This window comes from Alkaliphilus sp. B6464 (assembly GCF_018141165.1).
Classification (GTDB): Bacteria; Bacillota; Clostridia; order Peptostreptococcales; family Natronincolaceae; genus Alkaliphilus_B.
Map to the genome: position 1 here is coordinate 2,802,490 of NZ_CP058557.1, position 24,531 is coordinate 2,827,020.

Genomic DNA, 24,531 nt, shown 5'->3' on the forward strand with positions numbered 1-24,531 from the left:
CTATTTATATTTGCACTTATTTTAGTCTACAATCTTTATTCCCAAAAGCCTGGAAAGCGACACAGCTTGTATAGACGACACTGTAGCTCCATAGACGTCTTCAGGCCTAACTCCTATTCCATCAATGTCACAGCTTGTAAAATCTATACCTTCTAGTTTCGTACCAGACATTTCAGTTTGTTGTAAATTAGAATCCTTGAAATATATATTCTTAAAACTTGAGTTTTGAAAATCTGATTTCTGTAAGAGACAATTTTCAAAACCTACTTGCTTACAATCTAAAAACCTAAAAAAAGCATAGCGAGCATCACAACTATTAAATATAACATTTCTTAACGCTACTTCACTAAAATTTGCACCGAGAATCTTACTATTTAGTATCTCTACTCTATGAAAAACCCCTTCTCTAAAGTCTACATTTGATAGATCACAGTTTTCAAACCTAACATCTGTACAGTCTATTTGCCTAAAGATCACTTGTTTAAACACTACATTCTTAAACACAATCTCTTTAAAAGTAAGTTTTTCTGTAATTTTATCTTCAAATAAACAATCCTTTATAACTCCAGATAAAACTAGACCTTCATTCTCAATATTTTTGTCCTGCAACTGTATTTCTTCTAGTTTACTTGGTAATTTAGGAGATATTATTTTTTTTGTCTTTGAATTTTTCATATAATATACCTCACACTCAATCTATTCGCCTCCAATTATTACAATATTATCCCCATCTATTTCCTCTAGTTGTACTTTTATAATTTCGTCCTTTGAGGTTGGTACATTTTTACCAACATAATCTGCTCTAATTGGAAGCTCCCTATGTCCCCTATCTATAAGTACAGCTAGCTGAATTATCATTGGTCTACCTATGTCTACTAATGCATCTAATGCGGCCCTTGTTGTCCTTCCTGTATAAAGTACATCGTCCACTAAAATAACAATTTTATTATTAATATCTGCTTCAATATTAGATCCATGAATAATAGGATCCATTTGTTCCTTTGTTAAATCATCACGGTATAATGTAATATCTAATATACCTACAGATACTTCTCCGCCTTCAATCATTTTAATTTTTTCTGCCAATCGGTTAGCCAATGGTACTCCACGTGTTTTTATTCCAACTAAAACAACATCCTTTGCCCCTTTATTTTTCTCAAGAATCTCATGGGCAATCCGAGTAATAGCACGGTTAATCGCCTTTTCGTCCAAAAGTTGAACTTGCCTTTTCATTCCAACACTCTCCCTAAAATTATTGTTCTATAGAATAGCTATTATTAAATATTCTTAATAGCTTATTAAAGTATTCTGGTAACTCCGATGTAAATTCCATATACTCTCTCCTAACAGGATGAATAAAGCCTAAGGTTTTTGCATGAAGAACCTGACCTTTTAGATTAAATTTCGAGGTTTTAGCTCCGTACATAGGATCGCCTAATAAAGGATTTCCAATATAAGATAGATGAACTCTAATTTGATGAGTTCTACCCGTTTCTAATCTAGCCTCTATATATGTAAAATTTCTGAATCGTTCTAGTACTTTAAAATGAGTGACAGCATGTTTACCATCACTAATAACAGTTCTTTTTAGTCTATCTACAGGATGACGACCAATAGGAGCATCTACAGTAGCTTCTTCTTCTTTTATATTTCCTACAACAATGGCATGATATTTTCTAGTATTGGTGTGCTCTTTAAACTGCTTTGCCAATATTTCGTGAGAATGATTATTTTTAGCCACTACCAATAGTCCAGAAGTATCCTTATCTATACGATGAACAATTCCCGGGCGCATTACTCCGTTAATATTTGAAAGATTATTTCCACAGTGGTGCAAAAGCGCATTAACTAAAGTACCCGAATAATTACCAGGTGCTGGATGCACCACCATGCCTTGTTGTTTGTCAACCACAAGTACATCATCGTCCTCATAAACGATTCGGATAGGAATATTTTCTGATTCTATTAATATCTCTTGCACCATTGGAAGCTCTATCTCTATTTCATCCCCAGTTTTGACTATATACTTTGATTTTTCTAGTTTTCCATTAACCTTAACAAGTTCTTCTTTTATAAGTTTTTGTATATGACTACGACTTAATTCTTCGTACTGATCCGCTAAATAAACATCTAATCGATTATCCACATCTTCTTCTGCTACTATTAATTTTTCCTGCTCCAAAGCTTATCACTTCCTTTTACACAAATTATTCGATAGTTAATAATTCTAATATTCCATTTAAACTAACTCTTTGTTTATCTATCATATTTTAAAATAAAAATACCTATTAAAACTGCACCAACTACAACAGCAGAATCAGCTATATTAAACACTGGAAAATTTATAATTACAGCATTAAAGTAATCAACAACAAACCCTAATCTAACCCTATCTATTAAATTTCCAATAGCTCCACCTGCTACTAAACTAAGTCCAACTATCATCATTTTGTTTAGCCTATTATGATGTGCATAAAACCATATGAAACCTAATACTAAAAGAGTAGTAATAACAAAAAATAATTTCTGATTTTGAAAAAGTCCAAAGGCAGCACCGCGATTTTCTACATAGGTTAAATGAAATATATTGTTAATAATAGGAATATCTCCAACTGGCACTAAGTATTTCAAGGCTAATATTTTACTCAACTGATCTAATATAAGTACTGCAATAACAATGATATAGTTCATATGTACTCCCCTTCCTATATTTTCTTTCAATAAATGATTATATCATTATTAAAAGAAAAAAGATACAAAATGTATCTTTTTATCAACTATTTTCCTTGTCCATTTGTTCCCTCGCATCCATCATTCCGTCACCAGTATATGGGAGTTGAGATTTATAATAATCCTCTGATATATTTTCTATTTCCTGAACAGTTCCAATATTATAATCATCAAATATACCTAGATGATCTCCTGTAGCAAAGGATGGGTCATTCTTTATATCATTAAATTTGGCTACAGCTTGATATGCATCTTCTCCGTCAAATCCAGTATAATCGTCATAATCTTTATAGCTTGTTCTAAAAGAAGGAGATATTACTTCTTCCTCTACTGGTCTGTCGGTACTTAATCTATGTGCCTCTAGCTTTCCTTTTGCACATTCCATACAAATATTGGCTTCTGGCATAACCTCTAGCCTTTCTTGCGGAACATCATTGCTACAAAGCTGACAGCTACCATAGGTACCATTCTCTATCTTTTCAAGAGCTCTATCTATTTCTGTAATCCTATACCGTTCGTGATTTTCTAGATTAGCCTGCATAGATACCATGAACATCTCTGTACCTAAATCTGCAGGATGATTATCATAGGCTGAAAGTTCTGATGTGTATTCCCTGATGGAAGCATCTGTTGGATGATGTTCTTCCATCATTTTAAGTGTATTCATTGTAGTCTTTTTTTCTTCTAATAATCTTTTTTTAAAGTATTCTAATTTATTTTTATCCAAGGAAATCCTCCTATCTGTAGCCATCTATAATATTTAAAAGATCAGCAACTATTTTACCAATATAAGGGAGATTAACCCAGCTCCGCAATAAGTATATTACGATACCAGCCAAAACTGTAAAACCAATACCCATTCCTAATCCTCTAGCTAACCCTGCAACAAAGTTCATAAAAATGATCCTTCTAGGGTTAGATATCATTTCTACATACTCTGCCACTCTCATATTATCCATCTTTCTTGATAATCTTTCTATTTGACCCATATTAGTTATTTCATTAGCTATTTCACTAGCATGGTTTTGTTTGTTTTGAGACATAATTAACCACCCCAATATTATTTTATCCTATAAACTGATTTTTATCCGATAGCTAAGGATTCTAAGAATTCCTTTATTTTATTTCTTTCATTAAAGCATTAAACTCATAAAAATCTAAAGACTGTTCACCATCTGACAAAGCTTCGCATGGATTTGGATGGATTTCTAGCATAATTCCATCAGCTCCAGCTGCCAAAGAAGCCTTTGACATAGGTAATATAAGCTCTTTCCTACCTGTTCCATGGCTCGGGTCTACTATAATAGGAAGATTAGATAAATTCTTTATTATAGGAACAGCTGTAATATCCAATGTATTTCTAGTATATGTTTCGAAAGTTCTAACCCCACGCTCACACAATATAATGTTTGAATTACCTTCATATGCTACATATTCCGCAGCCATTAGCCAATCTTCTATAGTAGCAGTCATACCACGCTTTAGTAAAATAGGTTTGTTAGTCCTTCCTACTTCTTTTAACAAACTAAAGTTTTGCATATTTCTTGATCCTATTTGTAATATATCAACGTATTTGCAAACCATATCTACATCTCGCGTATCCATTACTTCAGAAACTACAGGTAATCCATGTGCATCTCCTGCTTCTTTTAAGAGCCTTAGTCCCTCTTCGCCAAGCCCTTGAAATGAGTATGGTGAAGTTCTAGGCTTAAAAGCTCCTCCTCTTAAAATATGTCCTCCCAGCTCCTTTACAGTATATGCCGCCTTTTGAATTTGATCTTTACTTTCAACAGAACATGGCCCTGCTATTATTACAGGGTTTTCTTCACCTATTTTTACGCTTTTTACTACAATAACTTTAGTTTTCTCATTATTATTTTTTCCTACTAATTTTAATTTCATATTTTATTCCTTCTTACATCTGTTTTAACATTATTTTTACAATATCCTTAGAATGATCTGCTGCCTGCTCTACAAATTCATTAAAATTACTATGAGCTGATCCATCTGCCTTGTCCGACATAGCCCTAATAATAACAAAAGGCATATTATTAACATAGCATGTATGACCTATTGCCGCACCTTCCATTTCTGTACAGTGGGCACCAAAATTTTCTAATAGACTTTCTTTTAATTTAGAATCACTAACAAATATATCACCTGAAACAATTCTACCACTCACTGTCTTATTTTCCTTTAGCACTTCCTTAGAAGCAATCAAAGCCTTATTTATCAAGTTTTCATCTGCAGGGAAAATAGACTTTTCCATTCTAGGAATTTCACCTAATTTATGTCCAAACCCAGTTACATCAAAGTCATGTTGCTGTACGTCTGTAGAAACAACGATATCTAGTACATCTAAATCATTACTTATAGCACCAGCTACTCCAGTGTTTATAATTACATTTGCATCTAGCTCACTAATTAAAACTTGTGTACATATAGCCGCATTCACCTTACCTATACCACATCTAACAAGAACTATTTCTTTTTTCTCAAGATTTCCTATGTAAAAATTCATATTTGCTATTGATCTTACTTCTTTTACTTCCATTTCACTCTTTAAAACATCCACTTCCTCATCCATTGCACCTATTATACCTATTCTACCCATAAAAAAACCTCCTTAACTATATAATATCCAAATTATTTATTATATTTCATATCTCATAAATCCTTCACCACACAAAAGCCGCATCTCTATGCGGCTTTTATCTAATGCGTTTTCAGTTGTATTATATATATCATCAACCTAATAGTCAAGCTGTTTGACTATCTTGATTTTCCTCAACTAACTCGTCAGAAGATTCAATAAGAGAATCTAATTGAGATTGCAATAATGTTCTAAACCTTGTTTTAAAAATTTGCATTTGCTTTTTTGTACTTTCAAATTCATTTCTAATGTCTTCTACTTCTATATGAGCCTTGGCTATAACCTCTTTAGCTTTTGACTCAGCTTCTTGGATAATAAGCTCTGATTTTTTGTGAGCATTAGCCCTAACATCTTCTGCTGCATTTTGAGCTACTATCAATGTATTTTTCAATGTTTCTTCTATTCCTTTATATTGATCCATTTGATGATTCGCGGCTTCTAGCTTATCCTTTAGCTCTATATTTTCCTTGTAAAGCTTTTCGTAATCAATCATAATTTGATCTAAAAATTCGTCAACTTCGTCTTCTTTATAGCCTCTAATTCCTCTTTTAAATTCTTTATTTTGTATTTCTAAAGGCGTTATCATATTAGTGTGCACCCCCATTATCTATTTAAATAGGTTTATGTAATTTAATTAAAATTCTTTCAGATCTAGTTTTTCCTTCTATTGAAGCTATTATTACTCTGCCTCTTCCTTTAAGAGATATAATATCCTTCTCCATAACTTCGTAGGAAGCCTTTGTAACTTGCATCCAATTAATGCTGACCCTCTCCTTAGATATTAAGCTTTGAGCTTCTGTCCTCGAAACTTTAAAAGCTAGACTTAATACTGCATCTAATCTAAGAGAAGCTACATTTCCATTAATTTGTTTATACGCTATTTGAGATGGAGTGATTTCATCTAATTTTAACTCTTTTACTTTTACAGAAGCATTACCAACTTTGCTTAAATTATATAAAATATAATCCTTAAGGCCACTATTTACTACTACTTGACATGTATTGTTATGTACTATAATATCTCCAATTTTTTCACGTTTTAGTCCCATACCTAAAATCGCACCTAAATAATCCCTATGATCTAAATGTTCAAATTGGGATGTACTCCTAATCTCAAATGCAACTATAGGAGTATCTACTGTATACTCATCTAAATAATCAGGAAAAAGAACCAGTGCCTTTCTTTCAGCTTCCTCATATCCACCTGTTACCATATACCTTATACCTTGAATACCATTTAGTAAGTCACATGCTGCCTTTGTTTCATAGGGAGTTAAGAAATCTGTAGATTTAACGTCATGCCTTTTAAGTACACCATCAGCTTTATCTAGTATCTTAAGCATTACATCTCTTAGTGTTTGTTCTTGAACATGCTCTAATAATTTTTCCTTATCTAACATCAAATCCACCTCTTACAATTATAACATTCTTAAAATTAGAATATATACTACTTGAATTATCAACATTGCTAATAGAGGAGAAAAATCTAAAAATCCAGTATATCCAAATACACTATTAATGATACTACGAGCTGGTGCTAAAATCGGCTCCGTTACACCATATATAAATTGCACAATAGGGTTTGATGGGTTGGGACTTATCCATGGTAAAATAATTCTAATTAAAATTAAAATATTGATAAGCCTAACTAAATAGTATAAAGCCATTGCTATTACTTGTGGTTCAAACAAAATCTATCACCCTCCTCTTTTTCTAATATATAATAGTTCTAAATTCTATCTAATTCGGTTATTTATTTTTGCCAAGGAAATACACCTTTATTTTTTAACTCTTCTTTAATATTGCCAGAAATATCTACATTATTTGGTGCTAATAGAAAAATTCCCGAAGAAACTTTCTGAATATTTCCATCTAGCGCATATAGAGCTCCATTTAAAAAGTCAAAAAACTTTTTGGCCAAATCAGGTTCAATATTTTCTAAATTAATAATTACTGGTTTTCTATTTTTCAAATTATCAACAATACTTGGCGCTTCTTCAAAATTAGTTGGTTCATAGAGTACAACCTTCATTTGAGTAGTAGTATGTATATTAACAACTTTGTTTCTCTTATTATTTACAACCGGAATTAATTCTTCTTCCTCTTCTATTATTTCATCTTCTATTTCTTCTTCCTCAAAAACATCAAACCCCATAAATACCTTAACTTTATCTATTATCTTTGCTGACATATTTGTCCCTCCTTATTAATTTTATCCTTTGCCTACTTAGAGTAATCTCTTTCGCCAAATATAGAACTTCCGACTCGTATAAGACTTGCCCCCTCCTCTATAGCAATTTCAAAGTCATTAGACATTCCCATGGATAAATATTTCATTTCAACATTTTCTAAACCTATTTCAGAGATTTCTTCCGATAAAGTCTTCAATGCGCTAAAATATTGTCTAGTTTCCTCCTGATTCTCTACATGGGGGGCCATTGTCATTAATCCAACAATCTTTACATTATTAAGAGTAACAATTTCCTTCAAAAGTTCCTTTGCACCTTTAACACTTATACCATATTTGCTTTCTTCACCTGATACATTTACTTGCAGCAAACATTCAACAACACGGTTTATCTCCTTAGCCCTTTTATCAATTTCCTCAGCCAATCTGTAAGAGTCTAAGGAATGGATAAGGTCTACCTTATCAATAATATATTTAACTTTGTTACGTTGAAGATGTCCAATTAGATGCCACTTTACCACAGGACCAATTGCTTCATACTTTCTTACTAACTCCTGTACCTTGTTTTCTCCTACGTGTACGATACCATATTCTATAGCCCTTTTCATAATATCTATATCTACGGTTTTAGTTACAGCTATTAACTTAACCTCCTCAGGATTTCGATTGGAAGCAATTGCTGCCCTTTCTACCCTATCTAAGATATCTTCAATATTTTTTTCTAATGTCAATCCAACCCCTCCTAGTTATCTTACTCTTTGTCCTTCATTAGCTTTATCACCATTCATTACTATTTCATCATAAAGATTAATTGTATTTACCCTCTCGGTCTTTTCAGGATTCTCTTTAGACTTAGCTTCAAAATAGCCATGATGAAGTATAGAATATTCTTGATTTGAAGTTTTAATCTTTATTGGTTTAAACTTAGCTATACCATTAACATCTACAGTATATACACCTTTTATTCCATCTTTTTCTACTATAGATGAATTAGCAACCATTACCCCTTCATATCGGCTTTGTATAATCTCTACTGTTAATGTTCGTATATTATAAAAATCATCTATAAACTCATCTAAATCAAATATTACTATTTTTTTACTCTCTTCTTCAATAATATTACGAATAGTAGCTTTAAGCTCTTTATTTTTATCTGTAGGCCTTATTCTAACAACCTTGCCTTTTTCTATTGTATCAGCCTGTTTAGCATCCAGTTCTACAATAATACTCCATTTATAATTTTCTATAATTCTAATAACCGGAGCATCTTCCTCAAGGTCTTTTGAAGGCAAATTTAATTTAGCATTCTTTAATATTTTTAACTGATCGCTATTAATTTCGTGTAGTGTTTTGTAGTTTAATAACTCCTCAAATCCATCGCTACCCATGGCAACAAAACCTGGAGAATCACTATAAATTACCTGAATTGAAGAATTTACTTTATCTTCTAGTTGAACCTTTTGCTGCTCCAATTGACTTATATTTTTTCCTGAAAAGCTCTTTTCACCAACAATAATACTTTTTTTATTTAATAAATCCTCAAGCTCTTCCTTCATAGAAGTTATTCTATCATATCTTTCATCATTTAAATCTTGTTGAATAGATTTTAATAAAGTTGATATTTGCTGTTCAAGTTTTTGAATATCGCCTTGAAAAATATTTTTATCGTCCTGTTTTTCTTTAATATTTTGCAATCTAGAGTTAATAGATTCTAAGTCTTTTCTAGATTTATCATCCAAGCGATCTAAATATACTTCAGCTAGCTTTTCTCCCTTTGCGACCTTTTCTCCTTCTGAAACAAAGTACTTTACATCACCTTTTCCAACACTTGTAAATATTTTTTCTTCTCTTGCAACATAGCCTATAGCTTCTATATTTTTTTCAATTTTTCCATATTCAGCTGGATATGTACTTTGTGATGATGCTAAAAGTAGAGGTGGCATTCTGGAAATGAAGTATAGAACAATTATAAGAACAATTATATATGGACCTTTTTTCCTAGCTCTTCTTTTTTTAATTCTCTTCTTTTCTTTAGCCTGACTCAAAAAATCACCTACCATCAATATTAAATAATATAATTCTTCATTTTCATAAAAAATCCTTCAAATATCAATATATATTTTATAATTCTTAAGCACTAAAACAAAAAACCCTTCATAATGAAGGGAAAAATATTATCTACTAAAGAGTTATACCTCTTTAGTTTTAAATTATGCACTTTTATTAAAATTTCTAAAACCTAGTAAAAAATTTCCCATAACGGCTTATAACTTTTAATTTTCTAATAGACTTAATACTCAGTTGCTCAATATCCCTTCCTTTAGTAATAATAGCAATTGTGTTATTAGATTTATTAGCTCCAAGTACAGTTCCAACAAACTTATTATCGTTTTCAAGCATTATTTTAACTTCATCTCCGACCATAATTTCTGTAGATCCTAACATAAAATGCTTAATGTCTAAGTCTTCCAGATCTTCTTGGTTTAAGTTTTTATGGTCAAGAAAAACAATATTATTATTCAAGTATACTTTCTCTTTTAAAATCATAAGTACATAACCACTAAATGCTAAAACAAACATAGTAATAGATATTGATATTAAACTATCTATCATGCTTTGTCTCACTCCCTAACTATAGCTAAGCTTCATTTTTATAATATTCGGGATGCGACTTATTAATATTGCATTTTACTATAGAGTCGTATTCATCCAACAAATTTTGTTATTTTCTACTGTTTTAATTATACGCTTTTGATTAAATAAATAGTTAACATGAGCTACTATTGCTGTTTTTAATAGAGAATATTGAGTAAGGTTTGTGATTGTTATTTCATAATGTTTAAAAAGATGGCATTCAATCTCCTCTAATGATTTATAAGTTTTCAAATTTTCTACTATAATATTATTTATATTTTCTAATGTTCTTAAGTTCTCATCTACTGCCTTAATAAGTTCCTCCTTATTCATTGGAGAGCAATGGGAAGGAATATAAACTTTGTATTTGCTTTCTCGTAAAAAATTTAATGTTTTAATTTGTTCCTCTATATTTACATTAAATGGAATTTTATGCTTTGTTAGCAGCATTTCATTAAGAATAGAATCTCCACAGAACAGTACGTTATCTATACCAATACCTATATGGTTAATAGCATGACCTAATAATGGCACAACATCTAAAACAACTGAATCAATATTTAGCTTTGTATCAGTTTTATTAATAATATAGTTTACCTTTGAAGGCTTAGCCATAAGAAACTTACCCGTAAGCTCCTTTAAAGGTGTAGCTCCCGCTGAAAGATATATAGGCTCTAAATATGGATTTTCTATAATTGCTGACTCAAATTCTGGAGCATAGATTAATACCCCTAATTTGTTTTGCATATAATTGTTACCACCACAATGATCTGCATGGGAATGGGTATTAATAACAGCCTTTACTTTATAACCTTCACCATCTAAAAGTTTAATTATCTTTTTAGCCACTGTATCTTCAAGGCCACTATCTATTAATATTACGTCTTCGCCGATAACAATATAACCGATATTACATGAATTTTCAATATATCCTAAATTACTTTTAATATTAATAAGCTCCATTTCCCTACCCCTATCTTCAGTAAATTTCATTACATACATATTATAACATATATTTATAGATGGTTATAGGCAAGGGCTTGTAGCCCTTATCTATAAGTATTTACTTTATTTTTACAAATATATAAAACATAGGTGGATGTATTGTTGTTTTAGCACCTGAACTTTCCGTACCTGCAATATTATTAAATACATATTGCACTTCCATATATGGAGTATCATCAATATAGGTCATTTCTTCAATACTAACTTCATGTTTATCAACATTGCTTCCACGAATTTTTTCATGAATTGTAGATGTGATATCATCTATGTTTCCAGTGTAAATTACATTACCATTTTGTAATATTTCTAGTCTTCTATTTGCTTCAGAATAAGATATGGAAATAGTATCCTCTGTATTTTTTGTCTCCATTGCTCTATAAGAAGTGTAGTCTACAAAATAATCATAATTTTTAATATTTAAAAATCTACCATCTTCAGCGATGCTATAATTAAAATATTTATCTTTAGATCCTCCCCAGTATTCCTGCTCTAGTTTAAACCCAAACACATCTTCAGTATGACCTATTTCAAAATCCTCTGGTAAATATTTTAAATCATCTAAATCATGCTTATTTTGAAAATATAAAAGTATAGAGCTAATTTCTTCCCTATCAGTTTTATCTATAGCCGATGATGGTTTTATTATTTTATCATTTGAAATCATATTATTTGCCTTTAATATTTTTTCAAACCTCATATTTTGACTAAACTTAGAAACAGAATAACTACTCAATGGACCTGTAACTACCATTACAGAAATTATTGCTAAGGAAATAGTAAAAACGATATTTTTAGGATTTCTATTTAAAATATAATACAACATACAACCAGTTACCCATAATCCAGCAACTAATACAAAGTATCTATTTTCGGTTATCCCATAGGCATTTATTCGAATACCTAACGAAACAAACATCATTATTAATAGTGGTATTAATAATTTTGGAAAAAAAGATGTGAAGGTTTTAACCCATTGGTTTGTATTACGAAGCGGATAGATAAAAAATATTACAATAGTGCTTATAATAGAAAACCACAGTACAAGATTTGCAAGTATCCCTTGAGGCCATTGGGCCGTTACTAATATTTTTATAAAATATACATATAAGATAGCAGAGTATGCTACTATTAATGGCATTACTATATACAGTAAAAGTACCTTTAAAACCTTAGAATATTCTCTTATATTTAGTTTCTGTCCAAACTCTGGTATGTCAGCCAAGAAAAATGCTGGTGCAAAGATTCCTACGACAATTAGCCAGAGATCGAGATAAATTCTGCCTGAAATATTAGCTGTAAACAAGATATTAATTGTAGATATAATTGCAACTAAACCTAAAAACAATATAACTGAATATAGATAGGTTGTAACAAATCTATTAAAAAGTGTAATTACATAAAGCTCATAATTTTCCTTTTTAAAAAAATATGGTATAAAAGAAAAAGTTAAATATAATGAAATACTAAAGGCGATATATCTAGATACTGATATGTTATTCACCTCATTAAGCATAAATATATAATATAAAACGAGTGCTACTATTGTGCTTAAATATACACCTAGTTTTAATCCTTTATTCAGACTTTGCTTTCTTTCAAAAAATACCTTAATACATAAACATAGTGGAATACCGATAGCTAAAACCATAGCAATACGAGTTAAATCTTCACGAGCATTCATATTTCCATAATCTAAATGATTCATGTAGATTAGAGTAATCACTGTGGATGTTGCTAGTAAAATTGTTTCTGGAAACCGATTTATGCTTGTAACCAGCTTGCTAGTTAATAATTGAAAATACGAGATCATCTTTTTTATCATATTCATATCACCCCTTGTACTTATTTTAATTTTATTGCCATGGAAATAGTGAAATTTCAACATTTTATACTATTCGGTTTTCTTTTTTTATGTATTTTATCGAACAAAGTCGAAAACCCTACGCCCTTACTTAATTATACCATATCCAAGTTCATCTACCTACTAATTGTAAATGAACTATAAATTAATCTATACCAATATTTTCTTCAAATAACAATTTATACGCATCTAAATTTCTTATTGGATTTAGCTCATTGTCATGCTTCATATAATCTATAAGATCTGGGCTCAAACTAGTAGCTTTAATTAAATCCCGTATACCTTTCTCTAATTTCCCAAAATGATATACATAAAGACATGCTCGGTTATAGTAAAGTACGGCTGTATCATTGTTGTATTCTATACCCATAGTAAGTACTTCTACTGAATCCTCATATTCCTCTCTTTCCTTATGGATAATTGCGAGATTTAAAAAACTATTAGGAAACCAGGGATTTTTATCTATAGCTTGTTCATAATAGCCCACAGCTCTATCCTTCTCCCCTAATTTATTTAATATAACTCCCATATTAAATAGAGCTTTAAAATTCTCAGGATTAATTTCCAGCCCTCGGTTTGTCATTTCAAGAGCCTCTTCATTCCGATTTATCTCTTCAAGTATAGATCCTACATTTACATAAGCCCAAAAATCAAAGGGATTTATTTCTATTACCTTTTTATAATACTTAATAGCCTTATCCTTTTCTCCAAGTTCATCATAAATATTAGCTAGAAAAAAATATGCCTTATCATAATATTCATCCATTTCTACAGCCTTCTCATAGTACCTAATAGCCTTGGTAAAGTCTTTTTGGTTGTCATATAGAGTAGCTAAACTATAATATCCCCTAGCATCTTCCGGATCTATGTTTAAAACCTTACTATAATATTCTTCAGCCTTTTCATAATCCTCCAGCTCATCATATAAAAGTCCTATATCTAAAATTAAGTCTATATCTTCATTTCCACCCTCGCAGCCATATGCTTTTTTATAAAACTTTAGTGCTTTTAATAACTGATCCTCTTCTTTAAATTTATTTCCTATTATTTTATAGTTATCTAACATATATTGATTATCACTCATAAAACAACCTTCTTTCATAACATCTTATATGTCTATTAATATTTGTATTTGAAATAGTATTATACCAACACTGAAGTCTAAATACAAAGGTTTTTAAGAAGTGGACTAGAATTTTTATCATTAGAAATACTTGCACTGAAGATTTAAAGCCCTTAGTCTCAAGGCGACCTAAGGGCTTTAAAATTATTCTTTTCCTTTTTTAATCCAGGTGGAACAATAATTGCACCCAGTGTACCATTAATTTGTCTAATATAAGAAAATAATAGGCATTAATCATTTAAAATGACTATTACCTATTACTGAATCTACTCAAATTTGATTGTTTTATTCGATTATAATGTTATTTTTCTCTCGAACTTATGATAGCGTGTTCCTTGAAAAGTTAACTTGCCAATATCTCCCTCTGCTAAAAGACCATACTCCTTTGCAGCAACTCCAAACTCCATTCTATCTCCGCTTTCTACCTCAAAGGTAACATAATAGCTTGTGGAAGTATGGTGATGATGATGTCCTTCATGATTACTACTATTTCTCGAAGTATGATTACGCTTTGCAACTATTTTAGCTTCTACGTTTAAAACTGGTTGTTGATTATTTTCATGCCACTCTTTAACTTCTTTAATTAAAGTAAATATGATAATACCAAATACAAGAATAAAAAACAAAGGGAAAATTGAATACATAATGTCAAACATATCCATAATTACCTCCTAACTAGTCAATCTTAATAGATATTTGTATATTATAATATATTAGACAAAACCTTATAGTATCCTTCAAAAAAATAAAAATTCACCTCTAACTTATTTTAGAGGTGATACATCTACAATATATATTACTTTGATTTTTTCCATGCAGTTAAATATTCTCTTAATTCTTTTACAGTTCCTACAAATACTATTGATTTCATAAATAATTCCTCCTATCAAACGTATGTTCTTGATATCATTATATCCGAACACACGTTTGTTGTAAAGAGAAAAATTCAATTCAATTATTCAATTCTTGGGTTAAAATATTTACTAAGGAATGGACTGGAATCTGAACTATTTATGGACAAAGTTCAGATAAGAATTGAGTTCAAACATACACCAGTCAAATTCATTGATTTATCTCTTTCATTCAAATTGTAAGATAGATGATAGAATTCCCATGTGTATTGATCATGTTTGCCAAATCGGATAACGCTAGCCATACAGTTGCTGTATTTTCATTCGGATGTATACCAATAGCATGAAATGAATGCAAATCCCTATCGAATATGACTTCAACTTTTCGGTTAACATCGTTCAAAATTCCAAAGGGAGTAACAGCGCCTTTCTTCAAACCAAGATAGCTAAACAAATCTTCTTCTGATGCAAAGCTAAGAGGGCGTGAGCCAAGCAACATACGTATTTCTTTTAGATTCACTTTTTTGTCTTTTTGTATGACTAACAAATAGTAGTGCTTCTTTTTGTCGTCACGAAGGAATAAATTTTTTACAATCTCATCCCCATCAGCAATATGAAATGCATCGATTTCTTCAATGGTATTTGCAGGAGGATGCTCTATAATTTTATAACTTATCTGAAGCTTGCTGAGCATATCTAAAATCTGTTGCTTATTCATTTATTTTTCACCTATTTCCTTAATTTTTAAGTTGATATACTATACACTATATTTAACATTAAATATTATGCGTTTTTTTCTTGCAACATGAATATATCTCATGTTATTATTATACATAAAGTAATTAGTTTTGTAAAATTCAACTTTTTAATTAGGTACATGACAATCTTGCATACTGATTTTAGGAGGTACTATGGATACAAAGAAATTTGAGACACTATTAAAAGTCATTGATTACAGAAGCATTACCAAAGCTGGAGAAGATTTAGGATACACGCAATCAGGTGTTAGTCATATGATTAAAGCTATTGAAAAAGAATTAGGTTTCCCTGTTCTTGTAAGAAACAAATCCGGGGTTGTTCCTACTGAAGATTGTAAAAAAATCATTCCCGCATTAAGACAGTTAGTCAATTGGAATGAACAATTTGAACAAATAACTGCTTCCATAAAAGGGATTACAATAGGTAAAGTTCGGATTGGAACATTTACTAGCATGTCAGTGCATTGGTTGCCACGAATTATAAAAGAATTTCAAACAGATTACCCTAATATTGAGATTGAACTTGAGGAAGGGGGTAACCGGACATTATCATACGGAATCGAAAATGGCTTGATCGATGTAGGTTTCTGTAGCAAACCCACAGATATAGATGTAGATTGGATACCATTATTTGATGATTGTTTAATGGCAGTTCTGCCACCAACATTTGAGGTAAGTGGAATGAATACATTTCCTTTGCAGATGTTTAATAAAACCCCCTTTATTGCACTTTCAGAAGATTTTGATTGTGAAGTTCAGAAAATTTTTCAACAGAATAGTATTTGTCCTGATGTGAAATTTTCATCAACTGATGATTACACAATTATCTCTATGGTTGAACAAGAGTTAGGATTCAGTATACTTCCAGAGATGGTTTTGCGAGGATATAAGCATTGTAGTGTTCAGACTTTAGTGTTAGAGCCCTATTGCAAACGCCAGCTCGGTATTGCGCTCTCTTCTATTAAAAACGCTTCTCCTGCAACCAAGAAGTTTATTCAGTACGCAAAGAAAATAATTGATTACAAAGACAGATAGCAGGTGTCATCCTGATTCGCTCGGTCTTTCAGGTAGATATCCACAGCTACAACACGGTGCGGGATTTTATAAGCGTATAAAGAAAACACCCATCCTTCATAAAAAAGCGGAGTGCATATATGCAAAACGGGAGTTTCGAATTCTCCATTCAAAACTCCTGCCAGGCCTCATAAACACCAGGTTTTTAAACCCTGCATCTATATTGACCTAATGTTATGGTCTGGCTGACAGGAATCGAATCAGTGTTTAATATTTTTATATGGTTTGATATAAACTTGTATAGTTGAAAAATAGCCAATTTTGCTCTTGTAATTTCTGTATATTCACTTGCTCTTGGCTCTATTGTGGCACAAATGGCACGCAAAGTGGCACGTGTTTATATATTAATATTATACATTGTATGTAGTAAAGCAGGAAGTTTTATTCCTGCTTTATTTTAATAACGGTGGTAAATGCGATAAAATACATACTTCTCTGTTTGTGTGTTTTATTATTGTATACTATGAAATATTATTTAAAAGAGTGAAAGGACACTTTTAGGACACCGATGTACAATAAGAATATTCTAGGAGTTTACTCAGGGCATTTTTTATATTTTAATTCAACTATAATAAACTTAATCCTTTTTCTCAGTTAACATTCCCACTACTAAAGTACTTTGTTGAAAAATATTTCTAGCATACTCTTTTAGCAACTCATTTTCTTCTCTTAATTTCTCAATTTCCAATTCTAATTTTCTTCTTTCGATTGGAGAAAATTGTTCTAGTCTTACACCTTCTAGTTCAGCAATATGTTGACGACTAAACCTTATAGCCGGGATACCTTTACAAGGTGTTATAACTCCTTCATTTCTATACTTAGTTATAGTAGCAACGTCAACTTGCCACTTTTCAGCTAAATCTTTTTGAGTTAATAGTTTGTCCATTTAATTGTCTCTCTTGTCTTTTAAAATTCTGTCTGTATAATCTGCTTTATATCTAGGTTACTCAATAACTTGTTGCCGTTTTGAATGGCTAGTAACAATACTTGTTTTTCTTCCTAATTTCTCTGTAGTTAAAATTCTTTGATCCTTAAATTCTATTGTGATTAATTCATTCGCTCTTAATCCACCTCTGCATATTCTTTTAAGCTTGGAAAATCCTTAGTAGTAACGACTTTGAGTTTTTGAGCAAGCGCCTTTTGTACTTCCTCTAATGTATGTCCACCTTCAATTCGGTGTGTAATTAGTAAACCTGTCCCTTTCTTCTTCATTGTTTGTCCTCCTTTGTTTTAAATACAGGCTATTTAGCCTTTTTTTCTTTTGCCATTTTCTCGTTGTAAGCTTTTAAAACAGCTTCTGTAAAAGCTTTTTTAGCATTTGGTATTGCTTCTGGATTTCGAATAACTATTCTTATTTCTCTTTTTTTCATAGCTTAATCTCCTTTTATTAGTCCAACTAATCGTTCTACTTCCCACAATGGTATTCTCCTTACAGTACTAACTTTTACTGTAGCTATTTCTCCCCTTTCAACCATTCTAAATATTGTTGAATAACTCACACTAAGCATTTCAGCTACTTCTTTTAACTTATAAGCTAGTTTTTGCATAATCAACCTCTCTTTCATAAATCAATTTTCGAAATTTCTGATAATAATTTTAGTATTTCTCTAATACCTCATAGAATTTATTTTAAACAATTTTATTTTAAATAGGATTAATCTACAGACGAGTAAAAAGTAATTGAATATAACTAATTCTGTAAGGTGTTTTATTTTAAAAATACATAAAAAATAGGGTAAAGCCTAAGCCCTACCCTAATTCTGTTAGTCTATCTATTTAGTTAAAGAAAAAACCACGTCCGCATGAACAAAATAGTACAACAAGTAATAGGAAGAAGAATAGTAAACTATCTCCTGATTCTGCAAAAAGACCACAGTTACAGAAAATTATTACTAAGATCAAAAAGAAGAAAAGCAAGCTACTTCGATTTCCAAAAAAACCACCGCCGCAACCTCCACCCTTTCCAAAAATTTCGCTCATTTATGACACCTACCTTTTTTTATTTTAAGTACTGCTAAATACATAACTTAGTTTATCTTTTAGGAGTATATTTAGCTGTAATATATACTATGAAATTTCGTATAAACTGTTCTATATTTTATGTTGGAAATAAAAAAAGGTAAAGCCTAAGCTCTACCCTAATTATGTTCCCCTTATCTTTTTCAATCGCAAAGCCTACGTCAATATCTACGTTCGCGCCGACATGCACAACATAATATAATAATTAAGAAGATTAAAGAAAACATATATTTCACTACCTTTTGAAACTAAGTAGGTGCAATATATAAGTGGCTTCATCTTTGGTTGTAATATATATTATGAAACAAATTATATATTGTGATATCTATATACAAAATAGAAAAAGAGTAGAGTTTATACTCTACCCTAATCACCTTTCCTTTGCTTTTTACAATTACAGAACTAGCATCCACACCCGCATCTACGTTCACGTCCAAATAGTCCAAATACAAAACATATTATAATAATTATAAATATGAAGGAAATGAAACCGCCTCCGAAAAAACCACCACAACCACAGCCTCCAAATAAACCTTTATTTTCAACGTTTTCACTCATATATTACACCACCTTTCTCAATTTAAAATGTTAGTAGCTGTAATATATGTTATGAAACTACATATAGATTGTGATATCTTTATATAAAATAAAAAAGGTAGCCTACGACTACCACTAATTATCTATTTATTCTTTATCTTTTTCTTTTACTTCTGATGCTATCCCAAATTTCGAAAACTACACCTGCTAATTCAATTATTATATCTAGAATATCATCCCACATAATATCCTCCAAATAACATACGATTATAACTTCTTATCCACCCTTATAAGCCATTCATTAACTAGTGAATTAAATAGTTCTTCTTGTTCTATCTGCAAATTATGTCCAGCCTTATCTAGTACAGAAAAAGTTGCTCTAGGAAAATTATCTAAAATGTTCCATGCATCCTTATATCCTACACTGGAGTCTTGTTTACCTAACAATATGAGAGTAGGTTTATCAAATTTTTTATTTATATTATCTACATCAAATGAAAATTCGTAGCCATTTTCTTTAAGACTTTCTAAAAATCTAATATCTGCTATTTTAACACCAGATATTATTTCGTTTTTATATCTTTCATAGATTATATTATTTTGAACCACTGCCATAGAATTAAAATTTTCAGCATCCTCTGGTATCAGTTCAGATAATAATATATTATCTTTTACTAAAACAACATGTTCAGGAACATTTCGTTTTTTATTATTTGCTATTATAACAGGACAAATTAATAAAACACCATCTACCTTATCCGCCATTTTGTAGATTATTCCTCTTGATAGATAGCCTCCGTACGACTCACCTGCGAGTAGAAAATTTTCATTCGGAATGATTCTTTCAATAAAATCAATTACAATTTCAAGCATAACATCAGAGTTAGTAATCCATTCTGCACTCTCTGATTTGCCCATACCTGGTAAATCAATATATATTCTTTTGTAGTTATCTTTAACACTAAATATAGGTTCCATACATCCAGTCATTAATCTATGATCTGGAGAATAACCATGTAACATAATAATTGGCTTCCCATCACCTATTACTTCGTAATTTATAGATATGTTTTTTATCTTACACTCCATTCTTTTTCCTCCCCTTTGTGTAGTATGCATTTTTACCAGTATGTTCTTAATTGTATACTATCAGAACGTCAGTTCCGTGTAAAGACTTATATAATATAATTAGGTTAAATGAAAAAAGAAGATTTTAAACGCAACCATAAAAACCTTACCTTTGATGAACGATTTTATATCGAAGGATGACTTAAAGAAGGACTAAGCTTTACTGAAATTGCAGATTTATTGAAACGTAATAGAAAGACAATTGCTAGGGAGATAAAAAGTAGGAGATTTGCTAAATGTAAAGATCCAAAGCTTAAGAAAAGTAAATGTGCTTATTTAAAGACGTGCAGCATAACAAATCTTTGTGATAATAGCTATTGTAAAAGAAATGTCCCATGTTCTAAACGCAAAATGCGTACTTGTTCACAGTATTGTAATAACTATGTCCCGGGGACTTGTCCTAAGCTATTAAAGCCACCTTATGTTTGTAATGGGTGTACTTATCCTAGAACTTGTGGTTATGACAAAATGTACTATCGTGCAAGTTATGCAGATGATACTTACCATGATGGCATGTCTTCATCAAGAAAGGGAATAGATTTATCACCCGAAGAACTCAATGAGCTTGATCAGCTTATATCACCTTTACTTCTTAAAGGACAATCTATTGCTCATATTTATGCTACGCATGCTGATGAAATCAAGTGCTCAAAGCGTACTTTATATAGTTATGTGGATCAGGGAGTACTCAAAGTTAGAAACATTGATCTACCGAGAAAAGTACGATACAAGCTAAGGAGTAAAAAGCAAAAAACAGTAAAAATTAGCCAAGAATATAGAGTTGGCCGTACTTATGAAGAATTCCTTGCATTTACAGAAATGAATCCTGAATTAAATGCAGTAGAGGTGGATGTTGTAGAAGGACAAAAGGTGGAAAAGTATTGTTGACACTTTTATTTAGAAACTGTAATTTGATGCTTGTATTCTTATTAAATTCAGCATCACAAGAATGTGTAGCCAATGTTTTTAATAGCCTCGGAGAGGTTATAGGGACTGAGGGAATTAAAAGATCATTTCCTGTTATTTTAACTGACAATGGTTCTGAATTTAAAGACCCTTGGTCAATAGAGCTAGATGATTATGGAGATGTAAGAACACGAGTGTTTTATTGCTATCCACATAAGGCATATCAAAAGGCTAGACTAGAAAAAATCATGAATTTATACGATATATTTGGCCTAAATGAAAATCATTCGATCAACTTAGTCAAGAAGATATTATCTTAATGACAAATCATATTAACAGCATAGCAAGAGCCAGCTTAAATGAAAAAACTCCATTTGAACTGGCTAAGTTGCTACTTGATAATGATTTGTTAAAAGCACTAGATCTTCATCAAATTCCTCATGATGAAGTTCTACTCAAATCGAAGTTACTGAAAAAATAGTAACATAAGTGCAGGCAGACAACGATCCATAAACTATTTTTGGTAAGTGGACAATAAGTCTTGCACACTTATGTCCAGTTGCTTGTTTGCCATGCTAATTTTTCAATAGTATCTACTGCTTTAAGTCAATTATACATTAAATTAAACTATTTTAAGGTGATTTTTGGCACAATGAGTTTTGCATAGCTAGAAAGTGATTGAAACGGGACAATGACTTTTTCAATCAACGCATTCCCAAAAATGCTAATAGACTTGATTATACAACATAAAGAAGATGAACAATTAAGAAGAGAAATGATGGGAGATGAATGGGTATATAAGGATAAAGATACTTCTGAGGATTTTGTTTTTACTCAAAGAAATGGAAAAATGGTCTTTGTAGGCACTATTCCAGACTGGTTTAGAGACTTCATTAGAAAGCATAACCTGAAATACATCACATTTCACGGTTTAAGGCATACTAATGCAACTATTCTAATCAGTAAAAAAATGAATGTAGTAAGTATCGCACACTTACTAGGACATTCTAGTACCTCTACCACTACAGATATTTACGGGCATCATATTAAATCTGTTGAGCAACAAATGGCGGATGAATTTAATGAAATTCTTAGTAGTGGCACAGAAAGTGGCACACAAAGACCAAACTTGAAAGTTGTAAAATGAATACAAACCTTGAAAACACTAACTTTTTAAAGATTTAACACTGGTCTGGCTGACAGGAATCGAACCTGCGACCTCTAGAACCCCATTCTAGCGCGCTACCAAACTGCGCCACAGCCAGATATGTATAGATGAAACTAGTATTGTTTTAGCAACTCTATTGTAAGAGGAATATATCACCTTGTCAAGGATAAAATATATTTAAAATAGTATATATGGCACTCTATAATCATTTATAAAATTTGAGTTAATAATACATTAGGAAGGGCTATAGACCCTTCCATCCAATATATTTCATATAACATCCTTCTCTACAGATTATATATAGTTTTATAGTATTATAGCTATTAGCCCGCCACTACCTTCGTTAACAATTTTTTGAATAGTTTTTTGGAGTTTGACTCTAGTATCATCCGGTACCATAAATAATTTATTTTGTAACTGCTCTTTTACTAAATCATGCAATGACTTACCGAACATATTTGTTTCCCAAATTTTTTCTGGATTTTGCTCAAATTCCTCTAATAAATATTTTATTAACTCCTCACTTTGTTTTTCAGTACCTACTACAGGCGAAACTTCTGTAGCTATATCTGCTCTAATAAAGTGAAGTGACGGTGCATTTGCTCTAAGTTTTACACCAAACTGATTACCATGACGGAACATCTCTGGTTCCTCCAATGTCAATTCATCTAAAGAAGGCGGAACCAATCCGTATCCAATATTCATTACATCGTTTAATGCGCTTTCTATTCGATCATATTCCTTTTTGGCTTTTGCAAGCTCCGTAATCATAGCAATTAGCTGGTAATCTCCTTCTATTTCATATCCAGTTTTCTCTTGTATCACTCTATAAAATAAATTATCTGGGGTAATAAGGTCTATTAATGCAGATCCTTCCCCCATTTTTATTGTATCTAAATTAGCTTTTTTAACATTTTCTACTTCATTTAAACTATTTACTAATACTTCGATATCTCTTAGTCTTTTTACTTCTGCTGCTGCAGATTTTATAGCTTCTAATATTGAACTCTTTAACCAATGGCTAGGTTCGATACTTTCTAACCAGCCAGGTAGATTAATATTAATTTCTGTAACTGGAAACTCGAACAATACATTTTCTAATATCTCATGGATATCATTCATATTAAGCTTAGCACAGTCCTTTATAACAACAGGCACATTATGCTTTTCTTCCAATTGAATCTTTAACTCATATGTAGCTGGGCTATCAGGTTCTCGGCTATTTAGAATCATTACGAATGGCTTATTAATTTCCTTGAGTTCTCTGATAACTCTTTCTTCAGCCTCAACATAACTTTGTCTATCAATATCAGTAATAGATCCGTCTGTAGTTACAACTAATCCGATTGTTGAATGCTCTTTGATTACCTTTCTTGTGCCAATTTCGGCAGCTTCTTCAAAAGGAATTTGCTTTTCAAACCAAGGAGTGTTTACCATTCTAGGTTTCCCATCCTCTTGATGACCTAAAGCACCATTTACTAAGTATCCTACACAGTCAATCATTCTGAGCTTAAATGTAGCATTTTCCTTTAAAACAAGCTCCACTGCCTCGTTTGGTACAAATTTTGGTTCTGTAGTAGTAATAGTTTTACCTGTTCCACTTTGTGGTAGCTCATCCTTTGCTCTTTCTTTCTTATAGGCATTTTCTATATTTGGTAATACTAACAAGTCCATAATTCGTTTTATCAAAGTAGATTTTCCAGTTCTAACAGGCCCTACTACGCCTATATAGATGTCCCCCTGCGTACGTCTAGCAATATCTCTGTAAATATCGTACCTTTCCATACCTTTCCCTCCTTCTTATCTAAATAGGAATAGCCCATTCATATCCTTAACATTATAAATATATGCTTGGATACTAATAATATGACTAGACCAGTTCTTTATTCTATTTAG

The 24,531-nt window shown here is 31.3% G+C and carries 32 protein-coding genes and 1 tRNA gene; 4 read left to right on the forward strand and 29 right to left on the reverse strand.

The features are described from left to right. Positions 1–21: 21 nt before the first annotated feature. The 20 genes from HYG84_RS14140 to HYG84_RS14235 form a co-directional block, all read right to left on the reverse strand. Positions 22–675: a pentapeptide repeat-containing protein gene (locus tag HYG84_RS14140; RefSeq protein WP_212378306.1), complete on the reverse strand. Its 654-nt coding sequence runs from the start codon at positions 673–675 to the stop codon at positions 22–24. 21 nt (positions 676–696) lie between these two features. Next, entirely contained in the window at positions 697–1,233 is a 537-nt protein-coding gene (gene pyrR, locus HYG84_RS14145; protein WP_212378308.1) for a bifunctional pyr operon transcriptional regulator/uracil phosphoribosyltransferase PyrR, read from the reverse strand. 19 nt (positions 1,234–1,252) lie between these two features. Continuing rightward, the gene (locus HYG84_RS14150) at positions 1,253–2,182 is read right to left on the reverse strand and encodes an RluA family pseudouridine synthase (RefSeq protein WP_212378310.1); all 930 of its coding nucleotides are present in this window, start codon (positions 2,180–2,182) and stop codon (positions 1,253–1,255) included. Positions 2,183–2,256: 74 nt separating this feature from the next. Beyond that, entirely contained in the window at positions 2,257–2,691 is a 435-nt protein-coding gene (gene lspA / locus HYG84_RS14155) for a signal peptidase II (RefSeq protein WP_212378312.1), read from the reverse strand. A gap of 82 nt (positions 2,692–2,773) precedes the next feature. After that, positions 2,774–3,457 (reverse strand): TraR/DksA C4-type zinc finger protein, encoded by a 684-nt coding sequence (locus HYG84_RS14160; protein ID WP_212378314.1) that lies wholly within the window; start codon positions 3,455–3,457, stop codon positions 2,774–2,776. A 10-nt stretch (positions 3,458–3,467) separates the two neighbouring features. Beyond that, a complete protein-coding gene (locus HYG84_RS14165) occupies positions 3,468–3,773 on the reverse strand; it encodes a DUF5665 domain-containing protein (RefSeq protein WP_249168638.1) in 306 nt (101 codons plus the stop codon). 73 nt (positions 3,774–3,846) lie between these two features. After that, the gene (gene aroF / locus HYG84_RS14170; RefSeq protein ID WP_212378316.1) at positions 3,847–4,632 is read right to left on the reverse strand and encodes a 3-deoxy-7-phosphoheptulonate synthase; all 786 of its coding nucleotides are present in this window, start codon (positions 4,630–4,632) and stop codon (positions 3,847–3,849) included. 13 nt (positions 4,633–4,645) lie between these two features. Further along, the gene (locus HYG84_RS14175; protein WP_212378318.1) at positions 4,646–5,344 is read right to left on the reverse strand and encodes a 5'-methylthioadenosine/adenosylhomocysteine nucleosidase; all 699 of its coding nucleotides are present in this window, start codon (positions 5,342–5,344) and stop codon (positions 4,646–4,648) included. 145 nt (positions 5,345–5,489) lie between these two features. Next, positions 5,490–5,969 (reverse strand): DivIVA domain-containing protein, encoded by a 480-nt coding sequence (locus tag HYG84_RS14180; RefSeq protein ID WP_212378320.1) that lies wholly within the window; start codon positions 5,967–5,969, stop codon positions 5,490–5,492. Positions 5,970–5,994: 25 nt separating this feature from the next. After that, positions 5,995–6,783 carry a YlmH family RNA-binding protein gene (locus tag HYG84_RS14185; RefSeq protein ID WP_212378322.1) on the reverse strand — a complete coding sequence of 263 codons (789 nt, stop codon included), beginning with the start codon at positions 6,781–6,783 and terminating at the stop codon, positions 5,995–5,997. A gap of 18 nt (positions 6,784–6,801) precedes the next feature. Continuing rightward, complete coding sequence (locus tag HYG84_RS14190) at positions 6,802–7,074, reverse strand: YggT family protein (protein ID WP_212378323.1); 273 nt, start codon at positions 7,072–7,074, stop codon at positions 6,802–6,804. 62 nt (positions 7,075–7,136) lie between these two features. Beyond that, positions 7,137–7,574, reverse strand: coding sequence for a cell division protein SepF (locus HYG84_RS14195; protein WP_212378325.1), 438 nt, complete (start codon positions 7,572–7,574; stop codon positions 7,137–7,139). A gap of 32 nt (positions 7,575–7,606) precedes the next feature. After that, a complete protein-coding gene (locus tag HYG84_RS14200) occupies positions 7,607–8,302 on the reverse strand; it encodes a YggS family pyridoxal phosphate-dependent enzyme (protein ID WP_212378328.1) in 696 nt (231 codons plus the stop codon). Between the two features lie 15 nt (positions 8,303–8,317). Continuing rightward, positions 8,318–9,631 (reverse strand): HlyD family efflux transporter periplasmic adaptor subunit, encoded by a 1,314-nt coding sequence (locus tag HYG84_RS14205; RefSeq protein ID WP_212378330.1) that lies wholly within the window; start codon positions 9,629–9,631, stop codon positions 8,318–8,320. A gap of 172 nt (positions 9,632–9,803) precedes the next feature. Beyond that, the gene (locus HYG84_RS14210) at positions 9,804–10,184 is read right to left on the reverse strand and encodes a hypothetical protein (protein ID WP_212378332.1); all 381 of its coding nucleotides are present in this window, start codon (positions 10,182–10,184) and stop codon (positions 9,804–9,806) included. Positions 10,185–10,262: 78 nt separating this feature from the next. Continuing rightward, positions 10,263–11,168: an MBL fold metallo-hydrolase gene (locus HYG84_RS14215; RefSeq protein ID WP_212378334.1), complete on the reverse strand. Its 906-nt coding sequence runs from the start codon at positions 11,166–11,168 to the stop codon at positions 10,263–10,265. Positions 11,169–11,268: 100 nt separating this feature from the next. Next, positions 11,269–13,032: a DUF4153 domain-containing protein gene (locus HYG84_RS14220; RefSeq protein WP_212378336.1), complete on the reverse strand. Its 1,764-nt coding sequence runs from the start codon at positions 13,030–13,032 to the stop codon at positions 11,269–11,271. Positions 13,033–13,216: 184 nt separating this feature from the next. Further along, on the reverse strand, positions 13,217–14,155 hold the full coding sequence (locus tag HYG84_RS14225; RefSeq protein WP_212378338.1) for a tetratricopeptide repeat protein: 939 nt from the start codon (positions 14,153–14,155) through the stop codon (positions 13,217–13,219). A gap of 332 nt (positions 14,156–14,487) precedes the next feature. Beyond that, positions 14,488–14,856, reverse strand: a complete 369-nt coding sequence (locus tag HYG84_RS14230) for a DUF2500 domain-containing protein (protein WP_330655484.1) — start codon at positions 14,854–14,856, stop codon at positions 14,488–14,490. Positions 14,857–15,277: 421 nt separating this feature from the next. Further along, the gene (locus tag HYG84_RS14235) at positions 15,278–15,763 is read right to left on the reverse strand and encodes a prolyl-tRNA synthetase associated domain-containing protein (RefSeq protein ID WP_212378340.1); all 486 of its coding nucleotides are present in this window, start codon (positions 15,761–15,763) and stop codon (positions 15,278–15,280) included. 193 nt (positions 15,764–15,956) lie between these two features. On the opposite strand from HYG84_RS14235, the gene HYG84_RS14240 reads away from it, so the two are divergent. After that, the gene (locus HYG84_RS14240; RefSeq protein ID WP_212378342.1) at positions 15,957–16,838 is read left to right on the forward strand and encodes a LysR family transcriptional regulator; all 882 of its coding nucleotides are present in this window, start codon (positions 15,957–15,959) and stop codon (positions 16,836–16,838) included. Positions 16,839–17,454: 616 nt separating this feature from the next. Here the strand turns inward: HYG84_RS14240 and HYG84_RS14245 are convergent. The 7 genes from HYG84_RS14245 to HYG84_RS14270 form a co-directional block, all read right to left on the reverse strand. Next, the gene (locus HYG84_RS14245; RefSeq protein ID WP_212378344.1) at positions 17,455–17,763 is read right to left on the reverse strand and encodes a helix-turn-helix domain-containing protein; all 309 of its coding nucleotides are present in this window, start codon (positions 17,761–17,763) and stop codon (positions 17,455–17,457) included. A 176-nt stretch (positions 17,764–17,939) separates the two neighbouring features. Beyond that, complete coding sequence (locus tag HYG84_RS14250) at positions 17,940–18,089, reverse strand: hypothetical protein (protein ID WP_212378346.1); 150 nt, start codon at positions 18,087–18,089, stop codon at positions 17,940–17,942. 29 nt (positions 18,090–18,118) lie between these two features. Then, positions 18,119–18,247, reverse strand: coding sequence for a hypothetical protein (locus HYG84_RS20535; protein ID WP_256442546.1), 129 nt, complete (start codon positions 18,245–18,247; stop codon positions 18,119–18,121). A 3-nt stretch (positions 18,248–18,250) separates the two neighbouring features. Further along, on the reverse strand, positions 18,251–18,424 hold the full coding sequence (locus HYG84_RS14255) for a helix-turn-helix domain-containing protein (RefSeq protein ID WP_212378347.1): 174 nt from the start codon (positions 18,422–18,424) through the stop codon (positions 18,251–18,253). A gap of 229 nt (positions 18,425–18,653) precedes the next feature. Beyond that, the gene (locus tag HYG84_RS14260; protein WP_212378349.1) at positions 18,654–18,857 is read right to left on the reverse strand and encodes a hypothetical protein; all 204 of its coding nucleotides are present in this window, start codon (positions 18,855–18,857) and stop codon (positions 18,654–18,656) included. Between the two features lie 441 nt (positions 18,858–19,298). Beyond that, positions 19,299–19,454, reverse strand: coding sequence for a hypothetical protein (locus HYG84_RS14265; RefSeq protein WP_212376799.1), 156 nt, complete (start codon positions 19,452–19,454; stop codon positions 19,299–19,301). A 246-nt stretch (positions 19,455–19,700) separates the two neighbouring features. Next, positions 19,701–20,522: an alpha/beta fold hydrolase gene (locus HYG84_RS14270; protein WP_212378351.1), complete on the reverse strand. Its 822-nt coding sequence runs from the start codon at positions 20,520–20,522 to the stop codon at positions 19,701–19,703. Positions 20,523–20,912: 390 nt separating this feature from the next. On the opposite strand from HYG84_RS14270, the gene HYG84_RS20420 reads away from it, so the two are divergent. The 3 genes from HYG84_RS20420 to HYG84_RS14280 all read left to right on the forward strand — a co-directional run bounded on the left by HYG84_RS20420 (position 20,913) and on the right by HYG84_RS14280 (position 22,614). After that, entirely contained in the window at positions 20,913–21,449 is a 537-nt protein-coding gene (locus HYG84_RS20420; protein ID WP_249168639.1) for a hypothetical protein, read from the forward strand. After that, positions 21,443–21,787: a hypothetical protein gene (locus HYG84_RS20425; RefSeq protein ID WP_249168640.1), complete on the forward strand. Its 345-nt coding sequence runs from the start codon at positions 21,443–21,445 to the stop codon at positions 21,785–21,787. Before HYG84_RS20420 ends, HYG84_RS20425 begins: the two co-directional genes overlap by 7 nt. 371 nt (positions 21,788–22,158) lie before the next feature. After that, positions 22,159–22,614 carry a tyrosine-type recombinase/integrase gene (locus HYG84_RS14280; RefSeq protein ID WP_212378353.1) on the forward strand — a complete coding sequence of 152 codons (456 nt, stop codon included), beginning with the start codon at positions 22,159–22,161 and terminating at the stop codon, positions 22,612–22,614. A 41-nt stretch (positions 22,615–22,655) separates the two neighbouring features. Here HYG84_RS14280 and HYG84_RS14285 read toward each other — a convergent pair. Together HYG84_RS14285 and spoIVA are read right to left on the reverse strand one after the other, a co-directional pair. After that, positions 22,656–22,732: transfer RNA gene (locus HYG84_RS14285), tRNA-Pro, on the reverse strand. Positions 22,733–22,941: 209 nt separating this feature from the next. Further along, on the reverse strand, positions 22,942–24,420 hold the full coding sequence (gene spoIVA, locus HYG84_RS14290) for a stage IV sporulation protein A (protein WP_212378355.1): 1,479 nt from the start codon (positions 24,418–24,420) through the stop codon (positions 22,942–22,944). Positions 24,421–24,531 lie beyond the last annotated feature (111 nt).